Source organism: Dictyoglomus sp. SSW (assembly GCF_055181335.1).
In genome coordinates this window covers 1797468-1814930 of sequence record NZ_CM143705.1, presented here as the reverse complement: position 1 = coordinate 1814930, position 17463 = coordinate 1797468, and the positions used below count along the sequence as shown (strand labels likewise).

The window sequence follows — 17463 nt, the reverse complement described above, 5'->3', positions numbered from 1 at the left end:
GAGGGAGGTGAAAGGGCATGGAAATTTTATTTGAAAAAGATATAAATGATGTTAAGTTAAAGGTTGTTAAAGGAGATATAACTCAAGAAAATTTAGATGCTATAGTTAATCCAGCGAACTCCTATTTAAAACATGGAGGTGGGGTAGCAGGAGCTATAGTTAAAGCAGGTGGTGAAACAATACAAAGGGAAAGCGATGAGTATGTTTCCAAATATGGACCTCTTCCAGTAGGATCAGCTATGGTTACATCTGGTGGAAGTTTGAAGACAAAATATGTTATCCATACTGTAGGTCCTCGATGGGGAGAAGGAAATGAACAAGAAAAGCTTCGAAAAGCAGTAAGAAGTGTCTTAGAGATTGCAAAAGAAAGGGGTATTAAATCTATAAGTATCCCTGCAATAAGTTGCGGAATTTTTGGTTTTCCACCAGAGCTTGGCACCAAAATTATTGTAAATACTGTTCTTGATTTTATAAAGCATAATCCAAATGTTTTCGATGAGATTCATTTCATTGGTATAGATAATGAAATTCCAAATCTTTTTATTAAGGCATTAAAGGAGGAAAATTTATGAAGTCACCTGTATATTTTTTATCACTAAGAGCAAAGAATGAAAATCAATCTGTTCTGAGAAGATTAAAAAGACTTGCTAAAAAGCTTTTAGAAGAAAGAATGTCAAAGGGAGATATAGTAGCTATAAAACTTCATTTTGGAGAGCCAGGAAATCATGCCTTTTTAAGACCTATATTTGTTAGACAGGTGGTGGAAGCTGTAAGAGAGCTTGGAGGAAAACCTTTTCTTACTGATGCTAATACTTTATATAAAGGTGGTAGAGCTAATGCTGTGGATCATTTAGAATCAGCCATTTACAATGGTTTTGGATATTCCTCTGTAGGAGCCCCCATAATAATAGCTGATGGAATTTATGGGGATTATTATAAGGAAGTAGAGGTAAATTTAAAACATTTTAAGAAGATAAAAGTGGCAGGAGCTATACATGATGCAGATTTTCTCTTAGTTTTAACTCATGTTAAGGGTCATATGAGTGCTGGATTGGGTGGAGCAATAAAAAATGTAGGTATGGGGTGTGCACCAAGATCAGGAAAACAAATGCAACATGCCCAATTTAAACCTGATCCTAACCCCAACCTTTGTATTGGCTGTAAGAGATGTGTAAATCACTGTCCTACTGGAGCCTTAGAACTTGTTAATAAGAAATCTAAGCTAACAAGGCCTGATTTGTGTATAGGTTGTGGCGAATGTGCAGTTGTTTGTCCTACATCCGCTATAAAAATTTTATGGAATGAATCTGCTATAGGATTACAAGAGAAAATGGCAGAATTTACTTATGGAATGCTGAAACAAAAAGAACCAAAATATGCCTTTATAAATTTTGTAATGGATGTATCTCCAGATTGTGATTGTGCAAGTTGGCATGATGCTAATATTGTTCCTGATGTGGGAATTTTAGGTAGTTGGGATATAGTTGCAATAGATCAGGCATCTTGTGACCTAATCAATTCACAGATTGGTCTAAAAGATACAGCTTTAACAGATAATTTTAATCCTGGAGAAGATAAAATTAAAGCTATACATCCTAATATAGATTGGAGTTTGCAAATAAAATATGCAGAAGAAATAGGACTTGGAAGTAGAGATTATGAATTAATTAGAATGTAAAAAGGGAGAGGTAACAGCCTCTCCCTTTCTTAATGGCAAGAGCTACAATTTCCTCCTGAACAGGAAGAACAACCTGATGATCCTTGTTCAATTCCAGATGTGGCAAACAAAGATATAAGTTTTTTTAGATTTTTACTTCCACACTTAGGACATCGTATCTCTTCATTAGAATATACAAGTTTTTCAAATTTTTCTCCACATTCTTCACATTTAAACTCAAATATAGGCATTGATATCACCTCTGGAATATTTTAAAGATTCTTCTAAATGGATTTTCAGAAACTCTTTGTCTTTCATATAATATACCTTCAGGGATGTCAAGATTATATTTTCTAAGAGTTTTAATTATATCAATTCTTAAGCTTTCTCTTTCTTCTCGTTGGGCATCCTCGCTAAATTTATCATAAAGCAATTCAATGGCTGTTTCTGGTTGGATTCTAAATTCTGTTGCTACTCCATTTTCAAAATGTATTAATTCTGGGAAAAATGGAGAAGAGTTAATCTCCTTCAGTTTTTGCATTAATTTTTCTTTATCTGAATAGTTATTCTTTAAATTTTGTAAAATCTCATTAAAGGCATAGAGGTAAAATTGTTGTTGGGATTCATATTTCTTAATATAATCTAAACCTACTTCTAAATCGTTGAGTTTAGCTAAAAAATCAACAATTAAATTTTTTCTTATTATGTCACCATGTTGTGGAAGTATAATATCGGGAAGAGGAGTTAACCTACCTATTTTATCTATTGCAAGTCTCAAGGCTTCTTTTGATGGCATATATATTTCATGAAAAAGTTTGATTCCCTCCCAGGAATCTTCAGTAGCAAATACCCCATTAACTTCTCTGGAAGATAGACCTCCTAAAAGGTCACCTGAAAAGAGGGCTTTTTTCTCTGGAATAAATAGCATCCAAGCCCCTCTAAAGTGGCAGAAGGGTGTATGTATAAATTCTAAGGTGTCATTGGTTTTAAGTACTACTTTTCTATTTGGGAAATATTCTATGGCTTGAAATCTTTCTCTAGGAATACCATAAAATCTTATTAATCTCCATGTATCTTCAGATGTAATAAGAAGAGCATTTTTATTCATATCCATTATAGGTGCTAAGGATGATGTAACATCTGGATCCTGATGATTTACGTAGATTAAATCTAAATTTTCTACTCCTCCTATAAGATCGTTTAATGTAAAGATTAAGTCTTTAAAATATTCTTGGGGTGTTGGGTCAACTAGAAGGTACACTCTTTCTTTTCCATTTAAAGAAACAAGATATGAATTAGATAAAAAGGGCTGTTCCGGTGTCTGTATCACAGTAATATTATCATTTATCTTTGTGACTTTTAATGGCATATATAAACTCACCTCTTACATTTAAATTTTACATTTATTTTACTACTTTTTTAAAAATATGTATAGGATCTAATTTTTAGTAAAATAAACTAATAAAATCTCTTATCTAGAAAACCATTGTGCAAACATTTTTTATGGTATAATTTTTAAAAAAGATAGGGGAGTTAAATAATGAGTAGTGTTAAGCCATATGATATGTGTTGGTTGGATTACAGAACTTTAAAAATAAAAGATTTTGATTTATTTAGAACTATTTGTATTGTAGATAATGACAAATCTCTTGAGGTCCCTATCAAGGAACTTAAACACTTTATAAAATATTCCTTTAAAATTAATCCGAGAGTAATAAAAGGAAGCTTTGATTTTTCTAAGTATATTTTGATTGGCAAAATCGATCAAATGAAAGATATTATAAAAGAAGCTAAAATGTGGGAAAGAAAATTAAATAATGAGGGTTTTATACTTAAGAGGATAAAGGAAAATGATAAAGACATATTAATTATAACTGCTAAAAATGAAAGGGCTTTGGTTTATGCAGTTTTTAAATTAATAGAAAATCTCAGAATAGGTGAGAAATTAGATGATTTAAATCATGTAGATAATCCTGCATCTTATTTTAGGATAATTAATCATTGGGATAATTTGGATGGAACAGTAGAAAGAGGGTATGCAGGAAATTCCATTTTTTTTAAAGATAACAAAATCATTATAAATGAGAGGACAAGGGACTATGCTAGACTTTTATCCTCCATTGGTATAAATGGTGTTGTAATAAATAATGTAAATGTGAAGAAAAAAGAAGTAGAGCTTATAACCCATAAATATTTGAAGATTCTTTCAAGACTTGCCAATATATTCTGGGATTACGGAATAAAAATTTATCTTTCAATTAATTTTGCTTCTCCTATTTATCTTGGCGGTCTTTCTACTGCTGATCCTTTAGACAAAAGAGTTTCCATTTGGTGGAAGACAAAAGTAGAAGAAATTTATGATTATATACCTTATTTTGGAGGCTTTTTGGTGAAAGCTGATTCTGAATTTAACCCTGGTCCCCACATGTATGGGAGAACTCATGCAGATGGGGCGAATATGCTTGCAGAAGCCTTAGAACCATATGGGGGATATGTGATATGGAGAACCTTTGTATATAATTGTATGCAAGACTGGAGAGATTATAAAACAGATAGAGCTAGAGCAGCTTATGATAACTTTAAGCCCTTAGATGGAAATTTTTATGAAAATGTGGTACTTCAGATAAAATATGGACCTATGGATTTTCAAGTTAGGGAACCTGTATCACCGCTTTTTGGGGGGATGGAAAAAACTAATCAAATCTTAGAATTGCAAATAACACAAGAGTATACTGGGCAACAAATTCATCTATGTTATTTAGGTACATTGTGGAAGGAAATTTTAGAATTTGATACTTATGCCAAAGGTGAAGGCTCAAAAGTTAAAGAGATTTTGAAAGGAAAAATTTTTGAGACTAAATATAATGGTTTTGCAGGAGTATCAAATGTGGGAGATAGTTCAAATTGGACTGGACATGATCTTGCTCAGGCGAATCTTTATACTTTTGGAGTATTAGCATGGAATCCAGATAGAGATATAGCTAAGGTGGTAGATGATTGGATAAAATTGACATTTGGGGATGATAGCAAAGTAAGAGAAAATATTTCTTATATGTTGTTAAATTCTCATAGAATTTATGAAAAGTATACAACCCCTTTTGGACTTGGTTGGATGGTGAATCCTGGGTATCATTATGGACCCAATCCTGAAGGTTATGAGTATTCTCGTTGGGGTACATATCATAGGGCAAATTATGAGGCTATAGGAATTGATAGAACTTCAAAAGGAACAGGTTATACTCTTCAATATCATTCTCCTTGGAGAGAGATTTATGATGATATAAATAAATGTCCAGAAGACTTACTTCTTTTCTTCCACAGGGTTCCATATAAATTTATTTTGAAATCTGGAAAAACTCTTATACAGCAAATATATGACCTCCATTTTGAGGGGGTAGAAGAAGTAGAAGTTCTTAAGGAAAAATGGTATGAATTGAAAGAAAGAATTGATGATAAAATATTTGAAAGAGTTTCTAAAAGATTGGAAATGCAGTTGGAACATGCGAAGGAATGGAGAGATGTTATAAATACTTATTTCTTTAGAAAGACTGGAATTCCCGACGATAAGGGAAGGAAAATATATCCATAAGGGGGAGAATGAGATGAAAGAAAAAGATTGGGATATTTTATTAAAAGCGGTTCAGTTTAAGGAACAAGATGATATTCCTATAGCACTGATTGTGGATAGTCCATGGATTCCTGGATATTTGGGAATTTCTCATCTACAGTTTTATGTTGTTCCTGAGATTTGGATTGAGGCTTATAAGGAGATAAAAAAACAGTTTTCCGAAGTTATTTTTATACCCGATTTTTGGGTTGAATATGGTATGGCACAAGAGCCTTCAGGATTTGGATCAAAAATAATTTTCTATGAAAATTCTACACCAAGTATAGAACCAATTATATATTCTGCAGATGATCTTCCAGAATTTTTAAAGAGAGTAAAAAAACCAAATCCTAAAACTGATGGTCTAATGCCTCTTGTACTTGAATTATATAAATATGTAGAACCTAAAATAAATAGTATGGGTGAATCAATAAAAATTGTAGCTGCAAGAGGACCTTTTGCAGTAGCGTCTCATTTAATGGGGGTTACTGAGTTCTTAGTATCTATAAAATTATATCCAGAAGAGGCTAAAAAGCTAATTGATATTACAACAGAACTTGTAATTGATTTTCTTACTGCTCAGATAGAAATATTGCATGAGGTAGAGGGGATATTGGTGTTAGATGATATAGTGGGTTTCTTCTCTGAACGTGATTATTTAGAATTTGTACATCCATCTTTGAAAAAGATATTCTCTACTTTTGATTTCCCAGTTAAGATTTATCATAATGATACAAATAATAATGTTTTTTACAAGTATTTACCAGATTTAGGAATTAATATTTTTAATTTTACTCATCTTCAAAATATAAAAGATGTTTATGAAATGACTCAAGGGAAAATATGTCTTATGGGAAATGTTCCACCTCTTGATATCCTTGTTAAAGGAAAAGAAGAAGATGTAAAAAGAAGTGTTGAAAATATATTAAAAGATTATGGTCAAAAAAAGGGTATTATATTATCAGCTGGAGGAGGTGTGTCTCCAGGGACACCAGGAGAAAATATTAGAGCCTTAATAGAAGCAGTTAAGAAATTCAAATTTTAATTGTTTTTTGACTTTTAAAAATTTATCTTATATAATCCTTTTAAGGAAGATCAGGCCATAAAGCCGGGCCTTGTAATCTAAAGGCAGCAAGCTTTGTTAATATGCTTGCGGGACTTCCTGCGAAATGCAGGAATTTTTGTTTTTAGGAGGATAAACAATGAAGAAATTCAATGCCTGGCTTTTTGAAAAAATATTTTCTAAAAAAGAAGTTGATAGAAGGTATGTAGGATATTTAGAAGGTTGGATAAGTGTGGTAGGTAATTTGATTTTTTTTCTCTTTAAATACTTTTCTGGTGTATATTTAAGAAGTATTGCTCTTATAGCTGATGCTTTTCATTCTCTTTCTGATGTTTTAACTTCTATCATCGTTATCCTTGGCTTTAGATTAGGGAATAAACCTGCTGATAAGGAACATCCTTTTGGCCATGGTAGGATAGAAGAGATAGCCACTCTTGTAATAGCTATTCTTCTTATCATAGTAGCAATTGAGCTTGCTAAAGAATCTTTTGAAAGAATTTTACATTCTCAAAAAGTTAGTTTTAATCTTATGGTTTTTCTATTACTCATAATTTTTGCAATTTTTAAAGAATGGATGGCTAGATTTTCTATTTTTCTTGGAGAAAAGATTGATTCATCAACCCTAATTGCTGATGCATGGCATCACCGAAGTGATGCTATTGCTACTATTCTTGTGGCTCTTAGTCTTGTCTTTGCAATGTTTGAATGGTATATCTTAGATGGTATTTTAGGATTGATTGTTTCGTTATTAATTTTTTTAGTTGGTTTTGATTTGATTAAATCTTCTACTAATTTTCTTATAGGAGAAGCCCCTAAATTGGAGTTTATAAAGAAAATAGAAAGTATTGTATGTTCTATACCAGGTGTTTTAAACTATCACGATATATTAGTGCATGATTATAAAAATCAAAAGGTAATAACTATACATATCGAGGTAGAAAATAATCTTACCGCAAAAGAAGCTCATGAAATTGCTTTGAGGGTTCAAGATTCTATAAAGAAAAATATTGAAAATTCAGATGTTGTGGTTCATATTGACCCAAAAGGAGAAAGGGAGGATTAAATCCTCCCTATTTATACAAAGAAATGAATCTTCTTATAGATCTGTCATAAGTTCTTTCTACTTCGGGAGGAAAATAACATGCTGGAAGCTCTCCATGACTTCTGTGATATGCTAAACACTCACAACAAATACCTTTTCTTGGGCAAGGCTCGTAAGTACAATTACATTTATTTAAATTATTCTGTATTTTACATTCAGCCATCAGAAATCACCTCCTTTTATACATATTATATCAAAATATAGAGATTTATTTATGGGTAAAGAATTTTCTTTCCAATGGCATTTAACAGATCTTTGTAATCTTAGATGTAAGCATTGTTATCAAGATAGTTATGATAATAGAAAAGATAAGTCTTTTGATGATATTAAAAAGATCCTTTATAATTTGGTGAATTACTTTGAGAAGCAAAACTTTGAGACTGTTAGCATCAATTTAACGGGTGGTGAACCTTTTTTATTCCCCCATTTAATTCCTCTTTTAGAAGAAATTGAAAAGATTCAGGTAATTAAGGATGTTAATATAATAACTAATGGTGTAAATTTTAAGGATGAAAATCATCTTAAAAAGTTTAAAAGATTAAAATACTTAAAAGTTTCTTTGGAAGGAGCGACAGAAAAAACTAATGACCTTATAAGAGGAGAAGGGGTTTTTAAAAGAGTTATAAGTAATCTTGAAAATATCTCATATCCTTTTCTGTTAATGTTCACTCTAGCAAAATATAATTACAAAGAATTGGATCTGATGTACAGGCTTGCAGAAAAAGTAGGAGCAAAGGGCTTTATACTTGAAAGATTTATTCCGTTAGGCGAAGGAAATAAGATTAAAGAAATGGTTCTTTCTTATAAGGAATGGTATGATGTAGTAGAAAGAATTTCATTTTGGAGTGATGGTGAAGTTGAAGATCTCTTACCCTATAAAGCTTTTTATGTTGATTTTGAGAAAAATACTATCTGGGGAGCCTTGTGCAATTTAGGAGAGTCATGTGCTATTATGCCGAATGGAGACATTTACCCTTGTAGGAGATTACCTTTGATTTTGGGAAATGCTTTATATGATGATTTCAGTATAATTTATGAAAAGATTGTAAAATTTAGGGATAATTTTAGTAGAAATAAATTAAAGGGAAAGTGCCGTTTATGTTCTAAGGCTGATTGTATAGGTTGTAGGGCCTTGACTTATTCCTTTTTTGATGATATATATGCTGAGGATTTCCAGTGTTGGAAATTACAAATTTAATGGTAGTAATTTTTCCTTCAATATTTTAAGGTTTATCACATCTTCACGATTGTATTCTAATAATAATCTTAAAGCGTAGATGTCTCCATATTCTATATAATGATTCCATAAGATTACAGCCATCTTACTATCTATATTTTTTAATTTTCTTGTGATACCTAATTTTTCCTCAATTCTTTTTAAGCCTCCGTATAAACCCCTTTTCCAGCATGAATACATTAAATCCTGATGGTATATATGTTCTTCAAGATCAAGACCTAATTTTTCCTTTATGAAAGGTAAATCAAAACGAGATCCATTATAAGTATACAATGTATGAGCTTTTTCCAATAAAATTATGATATTATAAGCTGTTATTTCAGGACCTATTAGTTGGTGAAAATATTCTTCATAATCGTTTTCCAAAAGTATACCTACAACTGTAATATAAGATGATGCAGGATTTAGCCCTGTGGTTTCAATATCTAAATAAGCATTATATATTTTAATCATATTTTTTTAGGGGGAGCACATGATTCTCTTATTACTAATTTGGTGGGTAGTATAACCTCTTTTTTCTTTTTTCTGCCTCTTTTAAGCCTTTCAAATAAAAGTTTTACAGCTGTTTCACCAAGTTCATATGCTGGTTGATATACAGCTGTTAAGGGGGGTGAAAAATATGGGAACCATTCCATATCATCAAAAGATATTAATGATAGATCAGAAGGAATTTTTACTCCTATTTCAGTAATCCTTTTTAGTGATCCTAACACCATTAAGTTATTACTTGAGAAAATAGCTGTTGGTGGATTTTTTAAGTTTAAAAGATAGCTTGTTCCTTCATAACCTCCCTTTTCTTTAAAGTCTCCTTCATAAATTAAATTGTTATCTTTTTTAATATTATTATCTTCTAAAGCTTTAAGATATCCCTCCAATCTTTCATACCCTGTTGTAGTGTCTAATGGTCCTGTAATTATACCAATTCTCTTATGTCCTAAACTTATTAAATAATTTATAGCATCATAAGTACCTTTCACATTATCTACTAAAACCACATCTTCATCTAATCCTTCTATTTTCCTATCTACTAAAACAATTGGTATATTTTTTTCCCTAAATAAATCCAGATTTTCTCTTGTTTCACTACTTTTACTTGGAGTAATTATTAATCCATCTACTCTTCTACTAAATAGCACTTCTATATAGTTTTTTTCCTTTTCTACATCTTCATCAGAGTTACATAATATTAGATTATAGTTAAATTTTGTGAGATAATCCTCTACGCCCCTAACAACCTCTGGATAGAATAGGTTTGTAATATTAGATATTATTAATCCTATGGTATTAGTTATTTTTTTTCGTAAACTACTAGCTAAAATGTTAGGTCTATATCCTAAGGTTTTTATAGCTTCATATACTCTTTCTCTTGTTTCTTTTTCTACATATCTTGTTTTATTTATCACATGAGAAACAGTACTAATGGAAACTCCCGCTAATTTAGCCACATCTTTCATTGTTGGAGATTTTTTTTCTTGTCTTCTCATATGCTTCCTTCTCTCCTTTAAATTTTTTATTTTTTTGTAATCAGTTTGTTTTATTCTAAATTTTTTTAAGAATTCTTTCAAGAAGAAATATAAAACTGGAACCATTTATTAGTTTTTTTATGAAACCTTTCTTTAATATTGACATAAAATAAAATTTAATTTATATTATAAGCAAACGATTGCAAAGCGTTTTCTTATAAAGTAGATAATAATTTTTAGGGGACCAAAAAATTATCCTTGGAATAGATTAAAGGGGGAAAAGAAGTGAAAGAATATATCATCAAAAGACTTCTATATATGATATTAACTTTGTTCTTTATATCTATAATTGTTTTTATAGTGATACAACTTCCTCCAGGGGATTTTCTTACTTCTTATATAGCTCAACTTGCTACAAGTGGTGAGTCTGTAAATCTTGAAACAATTGAAGCTTTAAAAAAACAATATGGTCTTGATAAACCCATATGGGAGCAATATTTATTATGGATATGGAATGTGTTACATGGGGATTTTGGTAGATCTCTTTTATATAATAGACCAGTAAGTGAACTCATAGGAGAAAGGCTTGCAATAACCTTCGTTATTTCTTTATTTACACTTATCTTTATATGGGTTGTAGGATTTTTAATTGGTACCTACTCTGCCACTCACCAATACTCTTTTGGAGATTATTTATTTACCTTTTTAGGATATATTGGTCTTTCTGTACCTGCTTTTATGGTTGCTTTAATATTGCTATGGGTAGCTTATGCTTATTTTGGACAAAATCTTACAGGACTTTTTTCTCCTGAATATTTAGAAGCTCCTTGGAGTTTAGCAAAATTTTTAGATATGTTGAAACATATATGGGTTCCAGTAGTGATTATTGGACTTGCAAACACAGCAGGAATGATAAGAACTCTAAGAGCTAATCTTTTAGATGAATTGAATAAGCCATATGTATTAACAGCAAGAGCAAAAGGACTTCAAGAATGGAAAGTAGTATTTAAATATCCTCTTAGAATAGCTTTAATTCCTTTTATAAGTACTGTTGGTTGGTCACTTCCGTTTTTGGTTTCAGGAGCTGAGATTACAGCTATCGTATTAAATTTACCTACATCAGGACCTTTGCTCTTAGAATCTTTAAGAAATCAGGATATGTATTTAGCTGGTGCATTCCTCCTTATGTTAAGTTGTTTAACCTTATTGGGTACATTGATCTCAGATATTCTTCTTGCATGGGTAGATCCAAGGGTAAGGTATGAATAGGAGGGATAATATGTCAAAGATGGAAAAGAGAGAAGAAATAATAGAAGAAAGTTATATAGAGAAGGAGGAAAAAATTTATGTGGCTTCTCAATGGAAACTTATGTGGTGGAGATTCAAAAGAAACAAATTGGCTATTTTAGGAGGTATAATATTAATAATCTTTTATATAATTGCAGTCTTTTGTGAATTTTTTGCTCCAAGTGATCCCTACAAATACGATGTTCGTTATGTACTTGCACCACCTCAAAAAATTCATTTTATTGATGAAACTGGCTTTCATTTGAGGCCTTTTGTATATGCATATAAAATGGAGGTTGATCCTAATACCTTAAAAAGGATCTATACAGAAGATAAATCCAAAAAGTATCCTATTAAATTTTTTGTTAGGGGCCATGAGTATAAAGTATTAGGTTTATTTAAAAGTAATATTCATCTATTTGGAGTAGAGGGAGATGGACACATATTTTTATTTGGTACTGATAGCTTAGGCAGAGATGTATTTTCTAGGGTAATATATGGTACGAGAATTTCTACCACTGTGGGTCTTGTAGGTATTTTTTTAAGTTTTATTTTTGGAATAGTGATTGGGGGTATTTCAGGATATTTTGGTGGTCCTTTTGACTTGCTTATTCAAAGAGTTATAGAAATTTTAAGAAGTATACCAACATTACCTCTATGGATGGCACTTTCCGCAGCTGTACCTGCTAATTGGTCTCCTGTAAAGGTTTATTTTGCAATATCCATAATACTTTCTTTTATTGGTTGGACGGGTCTTGCTCGTGAGGTAAGAAGTAAGTTTTTGTCTTTAAGAGAGGAAGATTTTGTTACAGCTGCAAAATTAGCTGGAGCCAGTGAAAGAAGAGTTATATTTAGACACTTATTACCATCTTTCTTAAGCCATATTATAGCTTCTTTAACCCTGTCAATACCTAGCATGATTATTGGAGAGACATCTCTTAGTTTCTTGGGCTTAGGTATAAGACCACCTGCTCTTAGTTGGGGGGTTTTAATACAGGATGCTCAAAACTTTAGAACTGTGGCATTGGCTCCTTGGTTACTCCTTCCTGTTTTGTTTGTAATATTAGTTGTTCTTTCTTTTAATTTTGTAGGAGATGGTTTGAGGGATGCGGCAGATCCTTATGCGAGATAAGGAGGAATAAATGATGGATAAATTATTGGAAGTAAAAGATTTAAGAACGTATTTTGTGTTAGAAGAGGGAGTGGTAAAGGCAGTTGATGGAATTAGCTTTGATATTAAGCAAGGAAAAACTCTTGGGATTGTTGGAGAATCGGGTTGTGGTAAAAGCGTTACCGCCCTTTCCATATTAAAGTTAACTGGTCCAAGAAGTAAAATTCAAGGAGAAATCTTTTTATATAGAGATGGAGAAATTATTGATCTGGTAAAGTTAGATCCTAAGGGAAACGAAATTAGAAGTATAAGAGGGAAAGAGATTGCTATGATATTCCAAGAACCTGGAGCCTCTTTTTCTCCTGTACATACTGTGGGGGAACAGATTATAGAGGCTATTATGTTACATCAAAAGCTTGACAAAAAGTCTGCGAGAGAAGCAGCAATTGAGTTAATGAGGATTGCAGGAATTCCAAGACCAGAATTGAGAATAGATGAATATCCTCATCAATTCAGTGGTGGAATGTTACAAAGGGCAATGATTGCTATGGCTTTATCTTGTAGACCAAGATTATTGATAGCGGATGAACCTACAACTAACTTAGATGTGACAATTCAAGCTCAAATATTAGAGCTTATGAAGGAATTACAGAAACAATTTGGCATGGCAGTTATGATGATAACCCATAACTTAGGAGTTATAGCAGAAATGGCAGAAGAGGTTATAGTAATGTATCTTGGAAAGATAGTGGAGAGTGGTTCGGTGGAAGATATATTCTATGACCCCTTACATCCTTACACGAAAGCCTTATTGGAATCTATTCCTAAAATAGGAAAGAAAGTTAGGGGAAGATTAAAAGCTATAAAAGGAATTGTTCCTGATCCTTACAATATGCCAACTGGTTGTACATTTCATCCAAGATGTCCACAATTTGTAAATGGTTTATGTAATGTAAGAGTTCCAGAATTAAAAGAAGTAAAACCAGGACATAAAGTGAGCTGTTTACTTTATGGAGAGGTAGAAAAGTCATGAATGGTATCCTTTTGGAAGTAAAAAATTTGAAGAAATATTTTCCTGTGACAAAAGGCTTCTTTAAAAAACAGATTGCAACGGTTAAAGCTGTAGATGATATTAGCTTTTTTGTAAGGGAGGGAGAAACCTTAGGGCTTGTTGGTGAGTCTGGTTGTGGAAAAACTACGACTGGTAAAGTAATATTGAGGGCATATGACCCAACAGGAGGAGATGTTATTCTTCATGTTGATGGAATATCTATTAATGTGGCTAAGCTACCCAATAATGAATTAAATAAAGTTAGAAAATATATGCAGATGGTCTTTCAGGATCCTTTTAGATCTTTGAACCCAAGAATGACTGTTAAAGAGATTATTGGAGAGCCGCTTCTTGTAAATGGGATTGCAAAGGGTAAGGAGTTAGAGGAACGGGTAGCAGATTTAATGAGGAAAGTTGGATTAAGACCTGAATATATGAGAAGATATCCTCATGCTTTTTCTGGTGGACAGAGACAAAGAATAAGTATTGCAAGGGCTTTGGCTCTTAATCCTAAATTAGTGGTTTGTGATGAACCAGTTTCTGCTCTTGATGTTTCAATTCAGGCCCAAGTGTTGAATCTTCTTAAAGATTTACAAGAAGAATTTCATTTAACCTATCTTTTTATATCTCATGATTTAGGAGTAGTAGAACATATTTGTGATAGGGTGGCTGTTATGTATGTAGGTAAGATTGTAGAATTGGCAAGGACAGAGGAAATCTTTGAAAAACCAAGACATCCATATACAGAAGCTTTACTTTCTGCTGTTCCGAAACCTGATCCGAAGATGCGAACTCGTAGAATTTTATTAAAGGGAGAAGTACCTGATGCTTCAAACCCTCCTTCTGGATGTTATTTTCATCCAAGGTGTAATTATGCTAAGGAAATATGTAAGGAGGTGATGCCAGATTTAATTGATATAGGTAATGAACATTACGTGGCTTGTCATTTTGCTAAAGAACTTGACTTGAAGGGTATTCCAATTGTATAGATGAGAGGGGGTTAAAAGATGAGATCCATAAAAATATTATCTCTCTTGTTAATATTCTTGTTAATCTTCGGAAATACTATTGTAGGACAAAAGAAATACAATGAATCACCTATGCTTTCGGCTCTTGTAAAAGAAGGAAAACTTCCACCAGTAGAGCAAAGATTACCAAAAAATCCAATTGTTGTAAAACCTCTTGAAGAAGTTGGTAGATATGGAGGTACTCTAAGAAGAGCTTGGACAGGACCTGGTGATAGATGGGGTATTGCTAAAATATGCTATGATGCTAACAATTTAATGAGATGGGCTTCTGATAGTAAGACGATTCTTCCATGGCTTGTAGAGAAATATACTATTTCTAAGGATGGTAGGATATTTACTTTTAAGTTAAGAGAAGGATTAAAATGGTCAGATGGCCATCCACTTACAACTGATGATGTAATTTTCTGGTATGAAGATGTAATAGGTAATGAGGAGCTTACTCCTACATTCCCATCTGCTTTTGTACAGGATGGGGTTAGAGCAAAATTTGTTAAGGTTGATGATTATACTTTTAGAATAGAATTTAAAAATCCAAATCCGATGTTTATTTATACCTTCCCAACCCAAGGATGGTTTATTGATAATTCAAAAGGATCTTTTAGCTTTTATGCACCAAAGCATTATCTCTCTCAATTTCATCCTAAATATACACCAAAAGACAAGTTGGAGGCTATGGCCAAACAAAAAGGTTTTAATAAATGGTATGAGCTATTCCAATTTATGATTGATTATATACAGAATCCAGATTTACCTACCATGTCACCTTGGAAGATTGTGAGCAAGAGTCCTAATGAGCCAGTATTCGTTATGGAAAGAAACCCTTATTATCCAGTAGTAGATACCGAAGGGAACCAATTACCATATATTGATAGAGTAGTACACTACCTTGTTAGTGATGCAGAAATGATAAATATGAAGGCTATAGCTGGAGAGATAGACTTTCAAGCAAGACATATGAGGCTTCCCAATTATACTTTATTCATGCAAAATAAAGATAAAGGAAATTACAGGGTACTTGTTTGGAGGACTGGTACAGGGGCAGATCCTGCTATATATCTAAATCAAAATATAAAAGATCCTGTAAAGAGAAAACTATTCCAAGATGTAAGATTTAGACAAGCTTTATCTCTTGCTATTAACAGAGAAGAAATTAATAAGATTCTTTACTTTGGTTTAGGAGTACCAATGCAAGCAGCTATTCCACCTGGAGCTGCATATTATGATGAGACTTGGGCAAAAGCTTATGCTCAATATGATCCTGGGAGAGCTAAAATATTGTTAGATGCAATGGGCTTAAAAGTTGGGAAAGATGGATTTAGATTAGGTCCAGATGGAAAACCAATTGAGCTAATAGTAAGTTTTACTACATATCCAGGAAGTGCTAATATGAGCACAATGGAGCTTATTAAGAGCTATTGGGAGGCTATAGGTATAAAAACTATAGTTAAACAGGTTGATAGAAGTTTATATACCACAAATTGTAATTCAGGTGATATAGAAATTGGTGTTTGGGTTATGGATCGTATGAGTAATGTGGCTATAAATGCAGGAAGATTACTTGGAACATGGACAGATGGTCCTTGGGCACCTCTTTATGCCAGATGGTATTGGACTAAAGGACAAGAAGGAGAAGAACCTTCTGGAGATATTAGAAAAATATATGATCTATGGGATGAATTTAATAGAACTGTGGATGCAAGAAAGAGAGATACAATAATAAAGCAAATCATAGCTTTACATAGAAAGAATATTTGGATTATTGGAACAGTGGGAGGATTGCCTCAGCTTGTAATAGTAAAGAACAATTTAAGAAATGTCCCATCTGGAATACTATGGGATGATCCTTATAGATCTGAACTTAACTCATTCCCAGAACAATTTTTCTTTAAACAATAGAATTTTGAGGGAGAAGGGAATTATATCCCTTCTCCCCCTTTTTATATTTTTCTAAAACGTTTATACAAACTTTTTTAAATAAAGGGGAGGTGCAAAGTAATGTTTAAAAAGTTATTGGTCCTTTGTTTATTATTCTGTATCTTTATTCTAATTGGGGGCTGTACTCCAAAGACATCATTAGAGGGACTACCTGAAGCACCTTCTAATTTAATTGCTGAATTAGTAGATCCCATATTAACTGAGGTAAGAGTTAAACTTGTATGGAAGGATAATTCTAATAATGAAGATGGGTTTATAGTAGAAAGAAAAACAAGTAGTGGTCAATATGAATCAATAGCGCAATTAGAACCTAACACGACCTCTTATATTGATGATAGTGTTTCCCGTAATAGTGTATATTCTTATAGAATAAAAGCTTATAATGATAAGGGTAATAGGATATCGAATGAGTTTCAAATTGAAGTTCCAATTGTTAGCACAAGTTTTGAGGACGAAACCATTCAATCTTGGCAACCAAGGGGATCAGGGGTATCTATAAATATAAATTCTGATGTGGCAAAATATGGAAATTATTCTTTATTCGTATCTGGTAGAAGCAGTAATTGGCATGGAGCTCAAATACCTTTACTTTCTCAAGATGGAGTACAGTATTTGCAACCTGGTAATACTTATAGTATAAAGGTATGGGTTTATCAAAATTCTGGATCAGAGCAAAAAATAACTTTGACTATGCAAAGAACGAATAATGATGGAAGTACAAACTATGATACTATTGTCTGGCAAAAGAATGTACCTAATGAGACATGGGTAGAGCTTTCAGGTTCTTATAATGTACCTACTGATGCAATAGAACTTTTACTTTATGTTGAATCGCCAGATCAATCTTTGTCCTATTACATAGATGGTTTAATGGTAAAGTAGGAGAGAGGAAAAACAATTTCCACCATTTCTAAAAATTTAT

17 protein-coding genes are annotated in these 17463 nt (G+C 32.3%); 12 read left to right on the top strand and 5 right to left on the bottom strand.

Going from position 1 to position 17463, the window contains the following annotated elements:
- The first annotated feature begins 17 nt into the window (after positions 1–17).
- On the top strand, positions 18–572 hold the full coding sequence (locus tag ACY3JM_RS09000) for a macro domain-containing protein (protein WP_463083344.1): 555 nt from the start codon (positions 18–20) through the stop codon (positions 570–572).
- Entirely contained in the window at positions 569–1678 is a 1110-nt protein-coding gene (locus tag ACY3JM_RS08995) for a DUF362 domain-containing protein (RefSeq protein ID WP_463083345.1), read from the top strand. The genes ACY3JM_RS09000 and ACY3JM_RS08995 overlap by 4 nt, the downstream gene beginning before the upstream one ends.
- Positions 1679–1707: 29 nt before the next feature.
- Here ACY3JM_RS08995 and ACY3JM_RS08990 read toward each other — a convergent pair whose 3' ends face one another.
- Together ACY3JM_RS08990 and ACY3JM_RS08985 are read right to left on the bottom strand one after the other, a co-directional pair.
- Entirely contained in the window at positions 1708–1908 is a 201-nt protein-coding gene (locus ACY3JM_RS08990; RefSeq protein ID WP_463083346.1) for an FmdB family zinc ribbon protein, read from the bottom strand.
- Positions 1909–1913: 5 nt separating this feature from the next.
- Positions 1914–3026: an oxygen-binding di-iron domain-containing protein gene (locus tag ACY3JM_RS08985; protein WP_463083347.1), complete on the bottom strand. Its 1113-nt coding sequence runs from the start codon at positions 3024–3026 to the stop codon at positions 1914–1916.
- Positions 3027–3197: 171 nt separating this feature from the next.
- Here ACY3JM_RS08985 and ACY3JM_RS08980 point away from each other — a divergent pair, with 171 nt between their 5' ends.
- The 3 genes from ACY3JM_RS08980 to ACY3JM_RS08970 all read left to right on the top strand — a co-directional run bounded on the left by ACY3JM_RS08980 (position 3198) and on the right by ACY3JM_RS08970 (position 7390).
- Positions 3198–5246, top strand: a complete 2049-nt coding sequence (locus tag ACY3JM_RS08980; RefSeq protein ID WP_463111309.1) for an alpha-glucuronidase family glycosyl hydrolase — start codon at positions 3198–3200, stop codon at positions 5244–5246.
- A 13-nt stretch (positions 5247–5259) separates the two neighbouring features.
- Positions 5260–6309, top strand: coding sequence for a uroporphyrinogen decarboxylase family protein (locus ACY3JM_RS08975; protein WP_463083349.1), 1050 nt, complete (start codon positions 5260–5262; stop codon positions 6307–6309).
- A 157-nt stretch (positions 6310–6466) separates the two neighbouring features.
- Entirely contained in the window at positions 6467–7390 is a 924-nt protein-coding gene (locus ACY3JM_RS08970; RefSeq protein WP_463083350.1) for a cation diffusion facilitator family transporter, read from the top strand.
- 7 nt (positions 7391–7397) lie between these two features.
- Here ACY3JM_RS08970 and ACY3JM_RS08965 read toward each other — a convergent pair whose 3' ends face one another.
- Positions 7398–7592, bottom strand: a complete 195-nt coding sequence (locus tag ACY3JM_RS08965) for a DUF6485 family protein (RefSeq protein WP_463083351.1) — start codon at positions 7590–7592, stop codon at positions 7398–7400.
- A 51-nt stretch (positions 7593–7643) separates the two neighbouring features.
- Here ACY3JM_RS08965 and ACY3JM_RS08960 point away from each other — a divergent pair, with 51 nt between their 5' ends.
- Positions 7644–8627, top strand: coding sequence for a radical SAM protein (locus ACY3JM_RS08960; RefSeq protein WP_463111308.1), 984 nt, complete (start codon positions 7644–7646; stop codon positions 8625–8627).
- On the opposite strand, the gene ACY3JM_RS08955 is transcribed toward ACY3JM_RS08960, so the two are convergent.
- A complete protein-coding gene (locus tag ACY3JM_RS08955) occupies positions 8616–9119 on the bottom strand; it encodes a ribonuclease H-like domain-containing protein (protein WP_463083353.1) in 504 nt (167 codons plus the stop codon). The two genes, ACY3JM_RS08960 and ACY3JM_RS08955, sit on opposite strands and share 12 nt — an antisense overlap.
- Positions 9116–10150: a LacI family DNA-binding transcriptional regulator gene (locus ACY3JM_RS08950; protein ID WP_463083354.1), complete on the bottom strand. Its 1035-nt coding sequence runs from the start codon at positions 10148–10150 to the stop codon at positions 9116–9118. The genes ACY3JM_RS08955 and ACY3JM_RS08950 overlap by 4 nt, the downstream gene beginning before the upstream one ends.
- Before the next feature lie 264 nt (positions 10151–10414).
- Between ACY3JM_RS08950 and ACY3JM_RS08945 the strand changes: the two genes are divergently transcribed.
- The 6 genes from ACY3JM_RS08945 (at position 10415) to ACY3JM_RS08920 (ending at position 17423) form a co-directional block, all read left to right on the top strand.
- The gene (locus ACY3JM_RS08945; protein ID WP_463083355.1) at positions 10415–11398 is read left to right on the top strand and encodes an ABC transporter permease; all 984 of its coding nucleotides are present in this window, start codon (positions 10415–10417) and stop codon (positions 11396–11398) included.
- Positions 11399–11408: 10 nt separating this feature from the next.
- Positions 11409–12548, top strand: a complete 1140-nt coding sequence (locus ACY3JM_RS08940; RefSeq protein ID WP_463083356.1) for an ABC transporter permease — start codon at positions 11409–11411, stop codon at positions 12546–12548.
- 13 nt (positions 12549–12561) lie between these two features.
- Positions 12562–13560: an ABC transporter ATP-binding protein gene (locus ACY3JM_RS08935; protein ID WP_463083614.1), complete on the top strand. Its 999-nt coding sequence runs from the start codon at positions 12562–12564 to the stop codon at positions 13558–13560.
- Positions 13557–14567 (top strand): ABC transporter ATP-binding protein, encoded by a 1011-nt coding sequence (locus ACY3JM_RS08930; protein ID WP_463083357.1) that lies wholly within the window; start codon positions 13557–13559, stop codon positions 14565–14567. Before ACY3JM_RS08935 ends, ACY3JM_RS08930 begins: the two co-directional genes overlap by 4 nt.
- A gap of 18 nt (positions 14568–14585) precedes the next feature.
- Positions 14586–16502, top strand: a complete 1917-nt coding sequence (locus ACY3JM_RS08925; protein ID WP_463083358.1) for an ABC transporter substrate-binding protein — start codon at positions 14586–14588, stop codon at positions 16500–16502.
- Between the two features lie 99 nt (positions 16503–16601).
- Positions 16602–17423 (top strand): carbohydrate binding domain-containing protein, encoded by an 822-nt coding sequence (locus ACY3JM_RS08920; RefSeq protein ID WP_463111307.1) that lies wholly within the window; start codon positions 16602–16604, stop codon positions 17421–17423.
- The last annotated feature ends 40 nt before the right edge of the window (positions 17424–17463 follow it).